At 73.2% G+C, this 18,420-nt stretch carries 13 protein-coding genes; 9 read left to right on the top strand and 4 right to left on the bottom strand.

Annotated elements, in window-relative coordinates; all coding sequences use genetic code 11:
* The first annotated feature begins 121 nt into the window (after positions 1–121).
* The 6 genes from HCC30_RS17485 to HCC30_RS17460 all read left to right on the top strand — a co-directional run bounded on the left by HCC30_RS17485 (position 122) and on the right by HCC30_RS17460 (position 9,780).
* Positions 122–3,838, top strand: a complete 3,717-nt coding sequence (locus HCC30_RS17485) for a nitrate reductase subunit alpha (protein WP_169443499.1) — start codon at positions 122–124, stop codon at positions 3,836–3,838.
* A 1-nt stretch (position 3,839) separates the two neighbouring features.
* Entirely contained in the window at positions 3,840–5,585 is a 1,746-nt protein-coding gene (gene narH / locus HCC30_RS17480; RefSeq protein WP_169443498.1) for a nitrate reductase subunit beta, read from the top strand.
* Positions 5,582–6,217, top strand: a complete 636-nt coding sequence (gene narJ / locus HCC30_RS17475) for a nitrate reductase molybdenum cofactor assembly chaperone (protein WP_169443497.1) — start codon at positions 5,582–5,584, stop codon at positions 6,215–6,217. The genes narH and narJ overlap by 4 nt, the downstream gene beginning before the upstream one ends.
* Complete coding sequence (narI, locus tag HCC30_RS17470; RefSeq protein ID WP_169443496.1) at positions 6,217–6,936, top strand: respiratory nitrate reductase subunit gamma; 720 nt, start codon at positions 6,217–6,219, stop codon at positions 6,934–6,936. Before narJ ends, narI begins: the two co-directional genes overlap by 1 nt.
* A 56-nt stretch (positions 6,937–6,992) precedes the next feature.
* On the top strand, positions 6,993–8,165 hold the full coding sequence (locus HCC30_RS17465; RefSeq protein ID WP_346776674.1) for an MFS transporter: 1,173 nt from the start codon (positions 6,993–6,995) through the stop codon (positions 8,163–8,165).
* 247 nt (positions 8,166–8,412) lie between these two features.
* Positions 8,413–9,780, top strand: coding sequence for an LCP family protein (locus HCC30_RS17460; protein ID WP_346776673.1), 1,368 nt, complete (start codon positions 8,413–8,415; stop codon positions 9,778–9,780).
* A 36-nt stretch (positions 9,781–9,816) separates the two neighbouring features.
* Here HCC30_RS17460 and HCC30_RS17455 read toward each other — a convergent pair whose 3' ends face one another.
* Positions 9,817–10,983: a DUF5925 domain-containing protein gene (locus tag HCC30_RS17455; protein WP_240979663.1), complete on the bottom strand. Its 1,167-nt coding sequence runs from the start codon at positions 10,981–10,983 to the stop codon at positions 9,817–9,819.
* Positions 10,984–11,319: 336 nt separating this feature from the next.
* On the opposite strand from HCC30_RS17455, the gene HCC30_RS17450 reads away from it, so the two are divergent.
* Entirely contained in the window at positions 11,320–11,586 is a 267-nt protein-coding gene (locus HCC30_RS17450; protein ID WP_169443492.1) for a hypothetical protein, read from the top strand.
* 84 nt (positions 11,587–11,670) lie between these two features.
* On the opposite strand, the gene HCC30_RS17445 is transcribed toward HCC30_RS17450, so the two are convergent.
* The 3 genes from HCC30_RS17445 to hmgA all read right to left on the bottom strand — a co-directional run bounded on the left by HCC30_RS17445 (position 11,671) and on the right by hmgA (position 15,270).
* Entirely contained in the window at positions 11,671–12,891 is a 1,221-nt protein-coding gene (locus tag HCC30_RS17445; RefSeq protein WP_169443568.1) for a type ISP restriction/modification enzyme, read from the bottom strand.
* 149 nt (positions 12,892–13,040) lie between these two features.
* Complete coding sequence (locus tag HCC30_RS17440) at positions 13,041–13,793, bottom strand: GntR family transcriptional regulator (RefSeq protein WP_169443491.1); 753 nt, start codon at positions 13,791–13,793, stop codon at positions 13,041–13,043.
* Between the two features lie 118 nt (positions 13,794–13,911).
* Positions 13,912–15,270, bottom strand: coding sequence for a homogentisate 1,2-dioxygenase (gene hmgA / locus HCC30_RS17435; RefSeq protein ID WP_169443490.1), 1,359 nt, complete (start codon positions 15,268–15,270; stop codon positions 13,912–13,914).
* A gap of 306 nt (positions 15,271–15,576) precedes the next feature.
* Here hmgA and HCC30_RS17430 point away from each other — a divergent pair, with 306 nt between their 5' ends.
* Together HCC30_RS17430 and HCC30_RS17425 are read left to right on the top strand one after the other, a co-directional pair.
* On the top strand, positions 15,577–17,058 hold the full coding sequence (locus tag HCC30_RS17430) for a CitMHS family transporter (protein ID WP_169443489.1): 1,482 nt from the start codon (positions 15,577–15,579) through the stop codon (positions 17,056–17,058).
* The gene (locus tag HCC30_RS17425) at positions 17,059–18,396 is read left to right on the top strand and encodes an MFS transporter (RefSeq protein WP_346776669.1); all 1,338 of its coding nucleotides are present in this window, start codon (positions 17,059–17,061) and stop codon (positions 18,394–18,396) included. It abuts the gene before it with no gap.
* The last annotated feature ends 24 nt before the right edge of the window (positions 18,397–18,420 follow it).

The raw sequence follows: 18,420 nt of genomic DNA, 5'->3' as shown, positions 1-18,420 counted from the left end.
TCCCGGCCGCCGGGCCGTCCCGGCGGCGGCTGCCTAGCGTTTCGGAGGGCCGTGCCGTCTCCCGCGGGTCCGCCGCGCGGCGGAGCGGCCCGTGCCCCGTGCCGCGTCCCGAGGAGGCCCCGTGCCAGGCAGCACCCCAGCGGCGAGAGCGGGCCTCGACGGCGCCGCGTCCGAACTGCTGCTGCGCACCGGCCGGTTCTTCACCCGCGGCGTGGCCTCGCCGGACCTGCGCACCGTCACGCACAAGGGCGGCCGCGAGGGCGACGTCTTCTACCGCGACCGCTGGAGCCACGACAAGGTCGTCCGCTCCACGCACGGCGTGAACTGCACCGGCTCCTGCCGCTGGAAGGTGTACGTCAAGGACGGGATCATCACCTGGGAGACGCAGGAGACCGACTACCCCTCCGTCGGCCCCGACCGCCCCGAGTACGAGCCCCGCGGCTGCCCGCGCGGCGCCGCCTTCTCCTGGTACACCTACTCGCCGACGCGGGTGCGCTACCCGTACGTGCGGGGCGTGCTGCTGGAGATGTACCGGGAGGCGAAGCGGCGCACCGGTGACCCGGTGCTGGCCTGGGCCGACCTCCAGGCCGACCCCGAACGGCGGCGCCGCTACCAGCGGGCCCGCGGCAAGGGCGGCCTGGAGCGGGCGAGTTGGGACGAGGCCGTGGAAATGGTGGCGGCGGCCCATGTGCACACCATCGCCACGCACGGCCCGGACCGGGTGGCCGGCTTCTCGCCGATCCCGGCCATGTCGATGGTGTCGCACGCGGTCGGCGCCCGCTTCATGTCGCTGATCGGGGCGCCCATGCTCTCGTTCTACGACTGGTACGCGGACCTGCCTGTCGCCTCGCCGCAGGTTTTCGGCGACCAGACCGACGTCCCCGAGTCCGGCGACTGGTGGGACGCGGCCTACCTGCTGATGTGGGGCTCCAACGTGCCCGTCACCCGGACCCCGGACGCGCACTGGATGGCCGAGGCGCGCTACCGGGGCCAGAAGGTCGTGGTGGTCGCGCCGGACTACGCGGACAACGCCAAGTTCGCCGACGAGTGGCTGCACCCGCACCCGGGGACGGACGGGGCGCTGGCGATCGCCATGGGGCATGTGCTGCTCCGGGAGTTCTTCACCGAGCGCACCACCCCGTTCTTCGACGACTACGTGCGCCGCTTCACCGACCTGCCGTTCCTCGTCACCCTGGAGGAACGGGACGGCTCCCACGTACCCGGCAAATTCCTCCGCGCCTCCGATCTGGGGGACGGCGGCGAGGGCGCCGAGTGGAAGACCGTCGTGCTGGACCGGGACACGGGCGCCCCCGTCGTCCCGAACGGTTCGCTCGGCTTCCGCTGGACCGAGAGCGGCAAGGGACGCTGGAACCTCGGCCTCGGCGAGGTCACCCCCGAACTGTCGCTGTACGGCCGGGAGTCCGCCACCGGCGCCGAGGTGCTGCTGCCCCGCTTCGACACCGACGGCGGCGCGCACGGGCAGGGCCGGGGCGACACCGTCCGCCGTGGCGTGCCCGCGACGCGGCTGGGCGGCCGGCTCGTCACCACCGTCTTCGACCTGCTGCTCGCCCAGTACGGCGTCGGCCGCGAGGGGCTCCCCGGCGACTGGCCCGAGGGCTACGACGACGCGGCCACGCCCGGCACCCCGGCCTGGCAGGAGACGCACACCTCGGTGCCCGCCGACCGCGCGGTGCGCATCGCCCGCGAGTTCGGGCGGACCGCCGAGGCGTCACACGGCCGGTGCATGATCCTGATGGGCGCCGGGACCAACCACTGGTTCCACTCCGAGACGATCTACCGCGCCTTCCTCGCGCTGCTCCAGCTCACCGGCTGCCAGGGCCGCAACGGCGGCGGCTGGGCGCACTACGTCGGCCAGGAGAAGTGCCGTCCCTCGACCGGCTGGGCCTGCCTGGCCTCGGCGAACGACTGGTCGCGGCCGCCGCGCCAGATGATCGGCACCGCCTACTGGTTCCTCCACACCGACCAGTGGCGCTACGACCACTTCCGGGCCGACGTCCTGGCCTCCCCGCTCGGCAAGGGCGCCTTCACCGGCATGACCGGCGCCGACTGCCTGGCCGCCGCCACCCGCGCGGGCTGGATGCCCTCGTACCCGACGTTCGACCGCAACCCGCTGGACCTGGCCGAAGAGGCGGAGACGGCCGAGCCGGACGACCCGGCCCGGCACGTCGTCGGCGAACTCACCGCCGGGCGGCTCGGGTTCGCCGGCGAGGACCCGGACGCGCCCGCCAACTGGCCGCGGGTGCTGACGCTCTGGCGGGCCAACCTGCTGGGCTCCTCCGCGAAGGGCGCCGAGTACTTCCAGCGGCACCTGCTCGGCACCGACTCCTCCGTCAGCGCGGAGGAGGCCCCCGAGGACGTCCGCCCCCGGGACGTGAGGTGGCACGAGCGGGCCCCCGAGGGCAAGTTGGACCTGCTGCTCTCGCTGGACTTCCGGATGACCTCGTCCACCCTGATGTCGGACGTCGTGCTGCCGGCGGCCACCTGGTACGAGAAGCACGACCTCTCCAGCACGGACATGCACCCCTACGTGCACTCCTTCACCCCGGCCGTCGACCCGCCCTGGCAGGCCCGCAGCGACTTCGACGCCTTCCACGCCGTCGCCCGCCGCTTCAGCGCCCTCGCCCGCGAGCATCTGGGCGTCCGCCGCGACCTCGTCGCCACCCCGCTCCAGCACGACACCCCCGGCGAGACGGCGCAGCCCGGCGGCGTCGCGCTGGACTGGCGGGCCGGGGAGTGCGCGCCGGTGCCGGGCCGGACGATGCCCGCGCTGACGGTCGTCGAGCGGGACTACCCGGCGGTCGCCGAGAAGATGGCCACGCTGGGCCCCCTCGTCGAGCAACTCGGCCTGCCCGCCAAGGGGATCGCGCTCCGGCCCGACGAGGAGGTCGGGCAGCTGCGGCTGCGCAACGGCACCCGCTCGGGCGGCCCGGCCGACGGGCGGCCACTGCTGGACACCGCCGTGAAGGCGGCGAACGCGATCCTCGCGCTCTCCGGCACCACCAACGGCCGCCTGGCCACCCAGGGTTTCCACACCCTGGAGGGCCGCGTCGGCACGGCGATGGCTCACCTCGCCGCCGAGCACGAGGGCAAGCGGATCAGCTACGCCGACACCCAGGCGGCACCCGTCCCCGTGATCACCTCGCCGGAGTGGTCGGGCAGCGAGTCCGGGGGACGCCGGTACACCGCGTTCACCCTCAACACCGAGCACCTCAAGCCCTGGCACACCCTCACCGGGCGGCAGCACTTCTTCGTCGACCACGACTGGATGCACGAACTCGGCGAGGGGCTGCCCGTCTACCGGCCGCCGCTGGACATGAACAGGCTGTTCGGGGAGCCGGAGTTGGGGCCCGACGGGGAGCGGCAGGTGACCGTCCGCTACCTCACCCCGCACAACAAGTGGTCCATCCACTCCGAGTACCAGGACAACCTGTTCATGCTCTCCCTCTCGCGCGGCGGCCAGACCGTGTGGATGTCGCCGCAGGACGCGGAGGCCGTCGGCGTACGCGACAACGACTGGATCGAGGCGGTCAACCGGAACGGCGTCGTCGCGGCCCGCGCCGTCGTCTCGCACCGCATGCCGCGCGGCACCGTCTACATGCACCACGCGCAGGACCGCACCGTGAACGTCCCCAAGACCCAGGCCACGGGGCGGCGCGGGGGCATCCACAACTCGCTCACCCGGCTGATCCTCAAGCCCAGCCATCTCATCGGCGGCTACGCCCAGTTCTCCTGGGCCTTCAACTACCTCGGCCCGACCGGCAACCAGCGCGACGAGGTGACCGTCATCCGGCGCCGCGCGCAGGAGGTGACCTACTGACATGCGGGTCATGGCACAGATCGCGATGGTGATGAACCTCGACAAGTGCATCGGCTGCCACACCTGTTCGGTCACCTGCAAGCAGGCGTGGACGAACCGGGGCGGCGTCGAGTACGTCTGGTTCAACAACGTCGAGACCCGCCCCGGCCAGGGCTATCCGCGCCGCTACGAGGACCAGGAGACCTGGCGCGGCGGCTGGGAGCTGAACCGGCGGGGGCGGCTGAAGCTCAAGGCCGGCGGCCGGTTCCGGAAGCTCGCCACGATCTTCTCCAACCCGCGGCTGCCGGACATCAAGGACTACTACGAGCCCTGGACGTACGACTACCGCAACCTCACCGACGCGCCGCTGGGCGAGGACATCCCCGTCGCCGAACCGCGCTCGCTGCTCACCGGCAAGCCCATGAAGATCGAGTGGAGCGCCAACTGGGACGACAACCTGGGCGGGGTGAGCGAGCGTCCGGACGCCGACCCGGTGGCGGAGAAGGTGCGGCGGCAGGCGGCGGACGCGGAGGAGAAGGTCAGGTACGCCTTCGAGCAGACCTTCATGTTCTACCTGCCGCGGATCTGCGAGCACTGCCTCAACCCGTCGTGCGTCGCCTCCTGCCCGTCGGGGGCGATGTACAAGCGCACCGAGGACGGCATCGTGCTCGTCGACCAGGACCGGTGCCGCGGCTGGCGGATGTGCGTGTCCGGATGCCCGTACAAGAAGGTCTACTTCAACCACAAGACCGGCAAGGCGGAGAAGTGCACGCTGTGCTACCCGCGGATCGAGGTGGGGCTGCCGACGGTCTGCTCGGAGACCTGCGTCGGCAGGCTCCGCTACCTCGGCGTGATGCTCTACGACGCGGACAAGGTACTGGAGGCCGCGGCCGAGCCTGACGAGACGAAGCTGTACGAGGCGCAGCTCGGCGTCTTCCTCGACCCGGAGGACCCGCGGGTGCGGCGCGAGGCCGAACGCGCCGGCATCGGCCACGACTGGATCGAGGCGGCCCGCAACTCGCCGGTGCACGCGCTGATCAGCCGGTACCGCGTCGCCCTGCCGCTGCATCCGGAGTACCGCACCATGCCGATGGTCTGGTACGTCCCGCCGCTCTCGCCGGTCGTCGACGCGCTCGCCGGGACCGGCTTCGACGGGGAGGACGCGGGCAATCTCTTCGGCGCCATCGACACCCTGCGCATCCCCCTGGAGTACCTCGCGGAGCTCCTCACCGCGGGGGACACCGGTCCGGTGCGCTCCTGTCTGACGAAGCTGGCCGCGATGCGCGCGCACCTGCGCCGCGTCAACCTCGGGGAGGACACCGGACCTTCGGAGGAGGAGGCCGCCGCCGTGGGCACGACCCCGGCCGAACTGGAGGAGATGTACCGGCTGCTGGCGATCGCCAAGTACGAGGAGCGGTACGTCATCCCCACCGCGGCCGTCGGCGACGCCAACCGGCTGGAGGAGTCGGCCCTGCCCGACGAGTGCAGCCTCGACTTCGACGGCGGCCCCGGCATGGGCGGGACGCTGGGGGAGGGCTCCGGCGGGGTGCCGCCCGTCGCCGTCGAGAACTTCCACGCGCTGCGCGACCGGCAGCGCGCCGACACCCCCGCCGACGCCGGCGTCGCCTCCCGCGCCGTCCGCGTCAACCTCCTCAACTGGGACGGCAACGGCACCCCGGACGGCCTCTTCCCGCCCCGGGACGACCCCGCGAGTGAACCCGAAGCGCCCGCCCCCGAACCCCCCGCCCGCGAGGAGGAGCGCCCGTGAGGAACGCCGAGGCGCGGGCCGTCGCGCACCAGGCCGCGGCCCGCCTGCTGGTCTACCCCGACCCGGGGCTCCGGGCCGAACTGCCCCTGATCCGGGCCGCGGTGGCCGCGCGCCGGGGCAGGCCCTTCCGCCGCCTCGCGGCCTTCCTCGACCACGCCGAGGCCACCGCGCCGGAGGAGCTCGCCCGGCACTACGTCGACGTCTTCGACTTCAAGAACCGCCGCTGCCTCTACCTCACCTGGTGGACCGACGGCGACACCCGCCGCCGCGGCATGTCCCTGGTCCGGTTCAAGGAGACGTACCGGCGTGCGGGGCTGGAGTACACCGACGGCGAGGAGCTGCCGGACTTCCTGCCCGCCGTCCTGGAGTTCTCCGCGCACACCCGCGGCCTGGAACTCCTCGTCCCGCACCGCCCCGCGCTGGAGCTGCTGCGGCTCTCCCTCACCGACTGCGGCACGCCGTACGCGCTGCTGCTGGAGGCGGTCTGCGCCACGCTGCCCGGCGCCTCGCCCAAGGACCGCGCCGCCGCGCAGGCCCTGGCGCGCGGCGGCCCGCCCCGCGAGGACGTCGGCCTGGAGCCGTACGGCCCCGCCGCTTCCCGCCTCCTGCCCGTCCTGAACGGAGACCCGTGATGAGCACCCTGTTGTGGGCCGTGCTGCCCTACGCCGCCGCGGTGCTGCTCGTCGCGGGCACCTGCTGGCGCTACCGCTACGACAAGTTCGGCTGGACGACGCGCTCTTCGCAGCTGTACGAGTCCCGGCTGCTGCGCGTCGCCTCGCCCGCCTTCCACTACGGCATCCTCTTCGTCCTCGTCGGGCACCTGGTGGGGCTGTTCATCCCCGAATCGTGGTCCGAGGCGGCCGGTGTCGGCGAGCACACGTACCACCTGTTCTCGCTGTACGGCGGAACGGCGGCCGGGGTGCTGACCGTCGCGGGGATCGGGCTGCTGGTCTACCGCCGCCGGACCACCGGGCCGGTCTTCCGCGCCACCACGGGCAACGACAAGCTGATGTACCTGGTGCTGGTCGGCGCGCTGGTGATGGGCATGTGGGCCAAGCTCGCGCACACCTCGGGCACCGGCTACCACTACCGCGACACCATCGCGCCCTGGGCGCGCAGCCTCTTCACCCTGCGGCCCGACACGGCCCTGATGGAGGGCGTGCCGGTGCTGTACCAGATCCATGTCCTGGTGGGGCTGGCGCTGTTCGCGCTGATCCCGTTCACCCGGCTCGTGCACATGTTCAGCGCCCCCGTGCAGTACCTGTTCCGCCCGTACATCGTCTACCGGAGCCGCGACGAGGGGCAGCTGTCCGCGCGCCGTGAGCGCCGGGGATGGGAGCGAGTCGAGTGAGCGCACGCGAGGTCACCACCCCTCCCGCGCCCGGGAGTTCCCCGTCCCCGGGGGCGGTGCCCGAGGCCACCGCCTACCGCAATCTGGCCACCGCCACCGTCGGTTTCGCGCTCACCTTCTGGGCCTGGAACCTGATCGCCCCGCTGGCCGTCCCGCTGGCGGCGCGCACCGGCGCCGGCTCCTTCGCGCAGTCCCTGATGGTCGCCGTGCCGGTGCTCGTCGGCTCGCTGGGCCGGGTCCCGGCCGGGGCGCTCACCGACCGGTACGGGGCCCGGCTGATGTTCCCGCTGGTGACGGCGCTGACCATCGTGCCGGTGCTGCTGCTGACCGTGGTGCAGGACAACTTCGCCGCGCTGCTCGTGGTGGGCTTCTTCCTCGGGCTCGGCGGCACCACCTTCGCGATCGGCATCCCGCTGGTGAACTCCTGGTTCCCGCCGGAGCGCCGGGGTTTCGCGCTGGGCGTGTTCGGCATGGGCATGGGCGGCGTCGCGCTCTCCGGGTACGTCACCCCGCGCGTCTACGAGCACGGCGACAAGCTGCCGTTCCTCCTCGTCGCGCTGGCGCTCGCGGTGTACGCGGTCGCCGCGTACCTGCTGCTGGCCGACCGTCCGGAGCGCACGGTGCCCACCACCCCGCTGGGCCGGCGGCTCGCGGAGGCCGGGGAACTGCGCGTCACCTGGGAGCTGTCGGCGCTGTACGCGATCGGCTTCGGCGGGGTCGTCGCCTTCGGCGTCTACCTGCCGACGTACCTGAAGACCTGGTACGACGTCACGCCGACCGACGCGGGCACCAAGGCGGCCGGGTTCGCGCTGGTCACCGTCGTCTTCCGGCCGGTCGGCGGGTGGCTGGCGGACCGGGTGCACCCGGCGGTGGTGACGGCCTGGGCGCTGGGCATCGTGGCCCTGTTCGCGATCGTGCAGGCCTTCGACCCGCCGCTCCAGCCGGTCGGCACCCTCGCGCTGCTGGTGATGGCCGCGGGTCTGGGCACCACCAGCGGGAGCGTGTTCGCGCTGGTCTCGCAGGTGACGCCGCAGCGGCAGGTGGGCAGCGTCACCGGCATCGTCGGCGCCGTCGGCGGCCTGGGCGGCTTCCTCCCGCCGATCGTGATGGGCGCCATCTACAGCGCGAAGGACTCGTACGCGATCGGCTTCATGCTGCTCGCCATGCTCGCGCTCGCGGGCTGCGTGTACGCGTACGGGCGGATGCGCGAGGCGGGCGCGGAGACGTAGCGGCCCCCTTCCGCCGTGGGACCCGCCGGGCGACGTTTCTACACGTGTGTAGAGTGACCCGCCGTGAAGCCCACACCCAGGAACGCGGAAGGGCACGAGTGTGGTTGACGAGCGCGGCTCCGGCAGGAGCGCGGGGCACCGCAGGCAGCGACGGCGCGGAACGGACGGGAAACCGGGGCGTGGGACGGACGGAAGGAAGGGGCGCCGGGCGGCGGGCCGGCGGACGCGGTTCACCCGGCGCGGCCGCATCCTCATATGGTGCTGCGGCGTCCTGTCCGTACTCGTCCTGGGCGTCGCAGGTCTCGGCACGTACGTCTACCAGCACCTGAGCGGCAACATCGGCTCCACCGACCTCGACCAGCGGCTCGGCGGGGACCGGCCGGACAACCTGTCCCCCGGCTCGAAGAACATCCTCGTCGTCGGCTCCGACAGCCGGGACGGCACGGGCAGCAAGTACGGCAAGGGCCTGGACACCATGCAGTCGGACACGCTGATGGTGGTGCACCTCGCCGCGGACCGGAAATGGGCCACGGTCGTCTCCTTCCCCCGCGACTCCTACGTCCCCGTGCCCGCCTGCGACCGGGGCGACGGCACGACCTCGGCGCCCACCACCTTCAAGATCAACAGCGCCTTCGCGACCGGCGGCAGCACCGGCGACATCGGCAGCGCCGCCGCCTGCACGATCAAGACCGTCGAGCAGAACACCGGCCTGCGCATCGACCACTTCGCCTCCGTCGACTTCCAGGGCTTCAAGGGCATGGTCAACGCGCTCGGCGGGATCGAGGTCTGCCCCGAGGAGGCCATCCACGACAAGAAGGCGCAGCTCGACATGGAGGCCGGCTGCCAGACCGTCAAGGACGAGCAGGCGCTGGGCTACGTCCGCACCCGGTACGCCGTCGGCGACGGCTCCGACCTCGGACGCATCGGCCGCCAGCAGGAGTTCATGCAGGCGCTCGCCGACAAGGCGCAGCACAAGCTGACCAGCCCCGACGCGCTCTACGGCTTCCTCGACTCGACCACCAAGTCGCTCACCACCGACAGCGCCCTGGCCGGCCTGAAGCCGCTGTACGACCTGGCCTCCGAGCTGAGGGACGTCCCCGGCGACCGGCTCACCTTCCTCACCGTGCCCAACTACCCGCGCCAGGAGGACGTCCCGGCCGACAAGGCCAACGTCGTCTGGCAGTACCCGCAGGCCGCGGACCTCTTCAAGCGGCTCCGGCACGACCGCGAGGTGGACAAGAAGAAGCTGGAGGAGGACTCCGCGCGCGTCGTGACCGCGCACTCCGTCCGCGTCCAGGTCCTCAACGGCACCGCCACCCCCGGCCAGGCCGCGAAGGCGGCCCAGCGCCTCCGCTCCCTCGGCTTCACCGTCACCGGAACGGGCAACTCGCCCCGGCCCACGGACACCACGACGGTCACCGCCCCCGAGGACCTCGCCGAGGAGGCCGAGGTCCTGGCCGGACGGCTGGACGGGCTCAAGCAGGGCGGCATCGACCCGGAGACCTCCCCCGAGGCCACCCCGGGCCTGGTCACCCTCACCGTCGGCAGCGACTTCGAGGAGGAGGCGGAACCCGGCGCCGGACAGGAACCTGACGGGGCCGCCCCACAGGGCTGAGCGCCCCCGGAGCAGGGGCACTCGGCGGCGGCGCCCTCAGAGGTAGAGCCCCGCGCCCTCCCGTTCGTGCTGGGCGGGCAGGGACGCCGGGGAGGCGCCCTTGCGCAGGGCGAACAGCTCGGCCAGCGTGGCCCCTTCGCGGCCGACGCCCTCGTCCGTGCCGAGCCAGCCCACCGCCTCCTCGCGGCTGAGCGCGCCCACCTCGATCCGGGCCAGACAGCGCCCGGGACGGACCACGGCCGGGTGCAGGCGCTCCAGGTCCTCGTTGGTGGTGACCCCGACCAGGACGTTCCGGCCCTGGCCGAGCAGCCCGTCGGTGAGGTTGAGCAGCCGCGAGAGCGCCTGCCCGGCGGCGTGCTTGGCCTCGCCGCGGATCAGCTCGTCGCAGTCCTCCAGCAACAGCAGCCGCCAGCGCTGCTGTTCGGTCTCCATGTCGTCGGCGCCGATGGCGATGTCCATCAGATAGCCGATGTTGTTGAACAGGTGCTCCGGGTCCAGCACGCAGTCCACCTGGCACCAGTCCCGCCAGGAGCGGGCCAGCGTGCGCAGGGCCGAGGTCTTGCCGGTGCCCGGCGGGCCGTGCAGGAGCAGCAGCCGCCCGGAGATGTCGTCCGGGGTGACCTTCATCAGCTCGTCCAGCGAACCGGCCACGCCCGCCGTGTAGTTGGCGCGTACGTCCTGCCAGCTCTCCGCCGTGATGGTGCGGGTGGTGCGGCGCGGGCCGCGCATCGGGGAGTGGTACCAGAAGCCCATGGACACGCTGTCCGACTGCGGTTCCGGCTCGTCCTCCGCGCCGTCGACCGCCTCCCGCAGCCGCCGCTCGGCCAGTTCGTCGCTGACGGCCGTCACGGTGACGTCGGCGCCGTGCGTCCAGCGGGAGATCAGGGCCGTCCAGCCCTCTCCCTCCGCGAGGGTGTTGCTGCGGCCGTCGCTCCGCGCCTCGCGCAGCACCGTGGCCCCGTCCGGGAGCAGCGAACTGCCCTTCTTCACGCGGTCGACGGAGTGGCTGCGGGCGTACGGCTGCTCGCCGTTGGTGAAGCGGCCCAGGAACAGCGCGTCGACGACGTCGGCGGGGGAGTCGGCGTCGTCGAAGGTGAGGCGGGCGGGCAGGGCGTCCTCGGGCGGGGTCGGCGAAGTCAGCGCGGCGCTCCTGTCGGTGGGGGAGGGCGTGGGACGGCTGCGGTTGGCAGACATGGCGCACATGATCCGGCATGACGGCCCGCCGTGCACGCAGGTTTCGGCCGTCCCTTCGGGGTCAGTCGTTCGTGCGCATTCTTCGTCACGCTGAGTGAGTGGCGCGGGAGCCGCGCGCGGGGCCCGGACGTGATGTGCGGCACCTCACGGGCGCCCGCGGGACGCCTCCGGCGCGCTCATTGCGCCCCCTTTGTGCCCCTGTCGGCTCCCGGGCCCCGCCCGTACGGTGTTCGTCAACGGGCTTGTGGGGCAGGTGAATCGGATGACCGGGATACACGCATGTCCGAGTCGGGCGTTACAGTTACCCTGCCCGGGCCGGGTGCCCTCGTATGGGTGGGGAGAGTCATGGAGCAGATAACGGTGAGCAGCAGGGCGCGAGTGCCCGCGATCAAGTGCGGGACGGGCGCGACGAGTTCGCGTCTCGACCGGCACCTCGCTGTGCTCGCTGGACCGGCTGTACCACAGGGCGAGACGGATGAGGCGACGACGCTTCTGCGTGAGATCACACGCCGTGATGTCATGCGGAACCACTCGAAGCATCGCAGCGCGCGGGTCTCGTTGTTCGCGCCGCTGAGGAAGCTGCGTCGCACGCTGTTCGGCGAGCGCCGCTGACCTCTTCCGCAGACCCTCCCTGTTCGGCGGGGCGGAGACCTCAAGGGGCTCCGCCCCGCCGCTGCGTTTCCGGCCCGGCCCGCCCTACAGCAGGGCAAGTTGGCCGGCGGGTCCTTCCTCGTCCGGGTCGAGCACCGAGGCCGGGCGGCGGGCCTCGGCCGGTACGGGCAGCACGCCCGCCGCGTCCAGTTCGGCGGCCGTGACCACCGGGGCGCCGGCCAGGCGCCGTGCCAGCTCCCGCCGTTCGGGCTCCAGCCGGGCCAGCAGCGTCAGCACCGTGATCAGCTCCAGCAGTTCGGACGTCCACTCCTGCGGCCAGTCCGCCGGATGCACCGCCTCCAGCGTGCCGCCCGCCGCCGAGGGCGTGGCCCGCTCCGCGCACCACGCCTCCAGCACCCGCCCGTCGCCCGCCGCGAACTCCCAGGCCTCCGGCGCCACGGGCGAGACGCGCCCCTCGCCGACCAGCAGCGCCCGCTCCTGCGCCTCGTAGCCCACCGGGGCGCCGGGCGCGGGCAACGGGGCGCGCACGTACGGGCGTTCACCGCCGGGCAGCCGCGGCCGTTCCGCGCCGCCCGCCGCCGCCCCGTGCCGGGCGCCCCGGGTGTGCAGCCAGACCGTACGGTGCCCGAGCGCGACGCCCGCGGCCCACAGCTCCGGGTCCGCGGTCAGCGGCACCCGGGGGTGCCCGGAATCCGGGACGGCGCACACCGCCGCCGTCCAGGCGAGGAAGTCCTCGGCGGACACGGGCAGTCCGAGCCGTTCCGCGAGGTGGCCGAGGAGCCCGGGGGCAAGGTTCGGCTCCGTGCCGCCCGGCCGCCGGTACAGCGGGCGGACCCGCGGCTGCCCGCCGCCCGCACGCCCCCGCCGCGTAGCGCCGGTACGCGCCGGCGCGAGCGGCAGATCGGGGGTGAGGACCACGGCGGGACCGCCCGGACGCGTCCCCTCCGGATGCTCGACGAGGTGGATCTGCCGCTCGTCCGCGATCCGCCACAGCTCCGTGCGGGGACCGTCGAGCACCCGGCTGTCCGGGATCAGCCACTGCCGGTCGTACGCGCCGTACAGCGCCCGCACCGGCTCCGGGCAGCCGCCGCGCTCCTCCGCCAGCCGCCCGCCGGGGGCCCGCCGCCCCGGCAGCGGTGCGACGGCGCTGCGCGTCGTACGGGCCCGGCTGGGCCCGAACAGCCGCTCGCGCGCGGCCTCGTCCTCGGTGCGGGTGAGCGCGGACCAGCGCTTGCGCAGGGTGCCGGCGTCGGCGGCCCGCACCCACGCGCGGCCCGGCCGCGGCGGCGCGACGGACCAGGGCATGACGTCGCCGAGCAGCGGCGCGTCCGCCAGGGGGTCGCCGCGCACCGGGTCGTGCGGGCCGCGCCGCTGGTCGCTGTGGTCGCCGTGCGGGCTGTCAACGGGGCCGTCTTCGCTCACCGCTCGATGCTACGAGGGCCCGCGCGCCGGTGTCAGGGGGCGTCGACGGTGACGGAGAAGGAGAAGCGGTCGCCCCGGTAGTGGATGCGGACGAAGTCGACGACGCGGGCCGACTCGTCGTAGGTCACGCCCGTGTAGTGCATGATCGGGCTCAGCAGCGGGACGTCGAGCAGCCGGGCCGTCTCCGGGTCGGCCAGCCGGGCCTCGACGGTGTCCGTGATCCGGCTGATGCGTGCGCCCGCGGTGTCCCGCAGCACCTTCGTCATCGAGGAGCCGCGCTCCAGCTCGCCCGGGTCGAAGCGGGCCGCGACGTCGGGGTGCACGAAGTTCTCGGCCCAGTTGGTGGGTTCGCCGCTGGCACCGTCGTACCGGAGCCTGCGGAAGTACGCGGCGCGCTCCAACGCGGGGAAGTGCTCGGCGAGTTCGGCCGGTACGGGGGCCTCGCCGTGCTCCAGCAGCGTGGCCAGGTCGCCGGACTGCTGGGCGACGATCGCGTCGACGGAGCCCATCACCCGCACCGGGCGGGCCCGCCGGGCACCGGGTTCGATGAAGGTGCCGCGGCGGCGGTGCCGGGTGATGAGCCCCTCGGTCTCCAGCTCCTTGAGCGCCTGCCGCATGGTGAGCACGCTGACGCCGTAGTGCTCCGCCAGCTTCTCCTCGGTGGGCAGCCGGTGCGGCGCCTCGGGCGGGCGGCCCAGTATGGAGGCGCGCAGCGACTGCGAGACCTGGTACCACAGCGGCAGCTTGCGGTTCAGGTCGAGCGAGTCGGGAGCGAAGACGGTCACGGTGCCTCCGGGGCGCTCCGGGTACGGGCAGCCGGATCGTACGGGCTGTCCTCCGGCGGCGGTAGTGCTCGGGGACGACGGCGGGGCTCAGGAGGCCTGCCGCCAGGGGGAGTCGGGATCAGCCGCGGTAGTGGCGTTCCAGGCCCTCCCACACGCGGTCGTAGCCGCTCTGGAGGTGGCCCGCGTCCCTGGCGGCCGGGGTGAGCAGCACCGGCCAGCGGGTCTCGAACATGAAGGCCAGCCCGTCGTCCAGCTTGTGCGGGGCGAGTTCGGCCGCGCTGGCCGCGTCGAAGGTGGTCCGGTCGGGGCCGTGCGCGGACATCATGTTGTGCAGCGAGCCGCCGCCCGGCACGAACCCGCCCTCACCGGCGGCCTTCGCGTCGTACGCGCCCTCGATCAGGCCCATGTACTCGCTCATCACGTTCCGGTGGAAGTACGGCGGCCTGAAGGTGTCCTCGCCGACGAGCCAGCGGGGCGCGAACACCACGAAGTCGACGCCCGCCAGGCCCGGGGTGTCGGAGGGCGAGGTGAGCACGGTGAAGATCGACGGGTCCGGGTGGTCGTAGCTGATGGTGCCCATCACGTTGAAGCGGCGCAGGTCGTAGACGTACGGCACGTGGTTGCCGTGCCAGGCGACGACGTCCAGCGGCGAGTGGTCGTAGTCGGCGGCCCAGAGGTTGCCGCAGAACTTGTTGACCACCTGGACCGGCGCGTCCAGCCGCGCCTCGTCCTCGGGCGCGGCGACCGGGGCGAGGAAGTCCCGGGGGTTGGCCAGCCCGTTGGCGCCGATCGGGCCCAGCTCGGGCAGGACGAAGGGCTGTCCGTAGTTCTCGCAGACGTAGCCGCGCACCGTCGGCTCCAGCGGCTCGACGCGGAAGCGCACCCCGCGCGGGATCAGCGCCACGTGCCCCGGCTCGGCGCGCAGCAGCCCGAACTCGGTGCGCAGCAGCAGCCCGCCCTGTTCGGGCACGATCAGCAGCTCGCCGTCCGCGTTCCCGAACACCCGCTCCAGCATGGGGTAGTTGGCGGCGTACAGGTGGACGGCCATGCCGGAGCGGGTGGCCGCGTCGCCGTTGCCGCCCAGGGTCCACAGGCCCGCGAGGAAGTCGGTGCCCGCCGGGGGCTCGGGCAGCGGGCCCCAGCGCAGCCGGTTGGGGTCGGGCTCGGTGTCGGTGAAGGGGGCGCCGCGCAGGCCGCCGTTGTCGGTGCGGGTGAACGCGGGGTGCGCGGCCGAGGGGCGGACGCGGTACAGCCACGAGCGCCGGTTGTGTGCGCGCGGCTCGGTGAACGCGCTGCCGCTGAGCTGCTCCGCGTAGAGCCCCAGGGGCGCCCGCTGCGGGGAGTTGCGTGCGAGGGGCAGCGCGCCGGGTACGGCCTCGCTGCTGTGCTCGTTGCCGAAGCCGGACAGGTGGGCGAGGCCCTCCGCCGCCTTGCGTGCCTGATCGATCGTGCCGTCCGTGCCCGTGCCGCTGCTCATGGGATGCTCCCGCCGGTCAACGATTCCTTTGCTTGACCATAGGAATGCGGCGGGGCGGCGTCAATGGCGCGGGCACGCCGGTACGGACGGCCGGACGCGGGGCGGGCCGCGGGGGTGTGCCGGGGTGGGGGAGCGGGTGCCGCGGGGGTGTCCGTACGCGGGGTCGGTCCGCTCGCACGGCTCTGAACTGGGGTTTTGCTCTTATTGTTCACGGCTGGACATCTTGTGGAGCCGGAATGGCCGCACCTACGTTCATCCAGCCGCCCTAAGCCGAGGCGGAGTTCAAGGGCGAACGATAGGTAACCCATGCTGACAATTCTCGGCTTCGTCATGATTGCGACATTCCTCGCTCTGATCATGACGAAGAAGATGTCGCCGATGGCGGCACTGGTCCTGATCCCGGCTGTCTTCTGCGTGATCGTGGGGCAGGGAGCGAAGCTCGGCGACTACGTCCTGGAGGGCATCGGCGAGCTGGCCCCCACCGCCGCGATGCTGATGTTCGCGATCGTCTTCTTCGGAGTGATGATCGACGTCGGCCTCTTCGACCCGATCGTCCGGGCGATCCTGCGCTTCTGCAAGGCCGACCCGATGCGCGTCGTCGTCGGTACGGCCGTGCTCGCGGCGATCGTCTCGCTGGACGGCGACGGCTCCACGACGTTCATGATCACCGTCTCGGCGATGCTCCCGCTCTACCAGCGTCTCAAGATGAGCGTGCTGGTCATGACCGGTGTCGCCGCGACCGCCAACGGCGTCATGAACACCGTCCCCTGGGGCGGCCCGACCGCGCGTGCCGCCACCGCGCTGAAGCTCGACGCGGGCGACATCTTCGTCCCGATGATCCCGGCCCTCATCGCCGGTCTGCTGTTCGTGCTGCTGCTGGCCTGGGTCCTGGGCCTGCGCGAGCGGAAACGCCTCGGCGTGCTGTCGCTGGATGAGGCGGGCCACGCGAAGGACGCCGAGGAGCAGGACACCGAGGAGCGCGAGAAGGTCCTCGCGGGTGCGGGCGCGACGACCGGTTCCGCCGGCACGGTCGCCCTGGGCAAGGGGACGACGGACGGCGCGGGTTCGGGGTCCGCGGGTTCCTCCGCGGCTTCCGGCGCGGGTTCCGACTCCGCCTCCGACGGTGCCGGCTCGGGCGAGGGCACCGCCGTCGGGCTGGACCCGAACCGCGCGACGCTGCGTCCCAAGCTGTACTGGTTCAACGCCACGCTGACGCTGACCCTGCTCGCGCTGCTGATCATGCAGGTGCTGCCGATCCCGGTGCTCTTCCTGCTCGGCGCCGCCATCGCGCTGACGGTCAACTTCCCGCACATGAAGGAGCAGAAGGAGCGGATCGCGGCGCACGCGGACAACGTCCTCAACGTCGCCGGCATGGTCTTCGCCGCCGCCGTCTTCACCGGCGTCCTCACCGGCACCGGCATGGTCGACGAGATGGCCCGCTCGCTGGTCGGCGCCCTCCCGGACGGGCTCGGCCCGTACATGACCATCGTCACCGGCGTGCTGAGCATCCCGTTCACGTACTTCATGTCCAACGACGGCTTCTACTTCGGCATCGTGCCGATCCTCGCCGAGGCCGGCGCCGCGCACGGCGTCGCCCCCGTGGAGATCGCCCGCGCCGCGCTCATCGGCCAGCCGCTGCACATGTCCAGCCCGCTGGTGCCCGCCGTCTACGTGCTGATCGGCATGGCGGGCGTCGAGTTCGGCGACCACACGAAGTTCACGGTCAAGTGGGCGACGCTCACCTCGCTCGTCATCCTCGGCGCCGGCCTGCTGATCGGGATCGTGTAAGTGGGCACACCGTTCCGCCGTGGACGGGGCGGCGGCGGGGCGCGGCGGCCGGCCGGAGGGCAGGGCTGGCTGCTGCGCCTCGTCGTCACCTTCTCCTTCGCGCAGGGCGCGGTGAGCATGTCCCGGCCCGCGGTCTCGTACCACGCGCTCGCGCTCGGCGCCGACGCCCGCGCCGTCGGTGTCGTCGCCGCGCTCTACGCGCTGCTGCCCCTGCTCGTCGCCGTCCCGCTCGGGCGGCGCACCGACCGGGGGCGCTGCGGTCCGCTGCTCGCCGCCGGCGTCGCCGTCATCACCACCGGCTGCCTGCTCTCCGGAACGGCGGGGACGCTGTGGGAGCTCGGCCTGTGGAGCGCGCTGACGGGGCTCGGGCACCTCAGCTTCGTCATCGGCGCGCAGTCCCTCGTCGCCCGGCGCAGCGGGCCCGGCGAACACGACCGCAACTTCGGCCTGTTCACCATCGGCGCCTCCGTCGGCCAGCTCATCGGCCCGCTGCTCGCGGGCTTCCTCGTCGACGGCGGCGCCGGCGGCGGGCCGGGGCCGGGACAGAGTTCCACGGCCCTCGCCCTGTCCGCCTCGGGCCTGCTGGCGGTCTGCGCGTACGCCACCCTCTGGCGCGTCGAGAGCGGGGCGAAGCGGAAGGGTGCCGACGCCGACTCCCGTCCGGCGGCGGACGGTTCGGTGCCGCTGCTGCGGATCCTGCGCTCGCGCGGGGTGCCCGCCGGGATCTTCACCAGTCTGGCCGTGCTCTCCGCGACGGACGTGCTCACCGCCTATCTGCCCGTCGTCGGCGAGGACCGGGGCATCGCCCCGGCCACCGTCGGGCTGCTGCTGAGCCTGCGGGCCGGTGCCTCCGTCGCCTCCCGGCTGGTGCTGCCGCCGATGTCGGCTCGGCTGGGCCGCCGGGGGCTGCTGGTCGGCAGTTGCCTGCTGGCCGCGGTGCTCTGTGTGCTGCTGGCCGTCCCGGTGCCGGTGTGGGCGCTGGCCGTCTCGATGGTGCTGCTGGGCTTCACGCTCGGCGTCGGGCAGCCGCTGACCATGACCACCGTCGTCCGCGCCGCGCCCGCCGGGGCCCGCTCGACGGCGCTGGCGCTGCGGCTGACGGGCAACCGGCTCGGCCAGGTCGCGGCCCCGGCGGGCGCGGGCCTCGTCGCCGGAGCCGCCGGTACCGCGGCCCCGTTCGTCCTGCTCGGCGTCCTGCTGCTGGGCGCCTCGGGCACGGCCCTGCGCATGCGCGAGGCCCCGCCGGACGAGGTACCGGAACCGGCCGCGGGCGGGCGGCCTCCCCAACAGCCCGCCGCGGCCCCGGAGTCGGCACCCTGCGGCCCCGGCGGGGAGTGACCCAGCGCACGTGGGCCGGTACTG

Source organism: Streptomyces sp. HNM0574, assembly GCF_012726235.1.
GTDB lineage: Bacteria > Actinomycetota > Actinomycetes > Streptomycetales > Streptomycetaceae > Streptomyces.
This window is presented reverse-complemented; position numbering and strand designations above follow the sequence as displayed.

Excerpts from the sequence above, each read along its gene's own strand:
- HCC30_RS17445 (WP_169443568.1), bottom strand. The coding sequence starts at position 12,891 with ATGCCCTGGTCCGTCGCGCCGCCGCGGCCGGGCCGCGCGTGGGTGCGG.
- HCC30_RS17430 (WP_169443489.1), top strand. The coding sequence starts at position 15,577 with ATGCTGACAATTCTCGGCTTCGTCATGATTGCGACATTCCTCGCTCTG.
- narH (WP_169443498.1), top strand. The coding sequence starts at position 3,840 with ATGCGGGTCATGGCACAGATCGCGATGGTGATGAACCTCGACAAGTGC.
- hmgA (WP_169443490.1), bottom strand. The coding sequence starts at position 15,270 with ATGAGCAGCGGCACGGGCACGGACGGCACGATCGATCAGGCACGCAAG.
- HCC30_RS17455 (WP_240979663.1), bottom strand. The coding sequence starts at position 10,983 with ATGTGCGCCATGTCTGCCAACCGCAGCCGTCCCACGCCCTCCCCCACC.
- narI (WP_169443496.1), top strand. The coding sequence starts at position 6,217 with ATGAGCACCCTGTTGTGGGCCGTGCTGCCCTACGCCGCCGCGGTGCTG.
- HCC30_RS17450 (WP_169443492.1), top strand. The coding sequence starts at position 11,320 with ATGGAGCAGATAACGGTGAGCAGCAGGGCGCGAGTGCCCGCGATCAAG.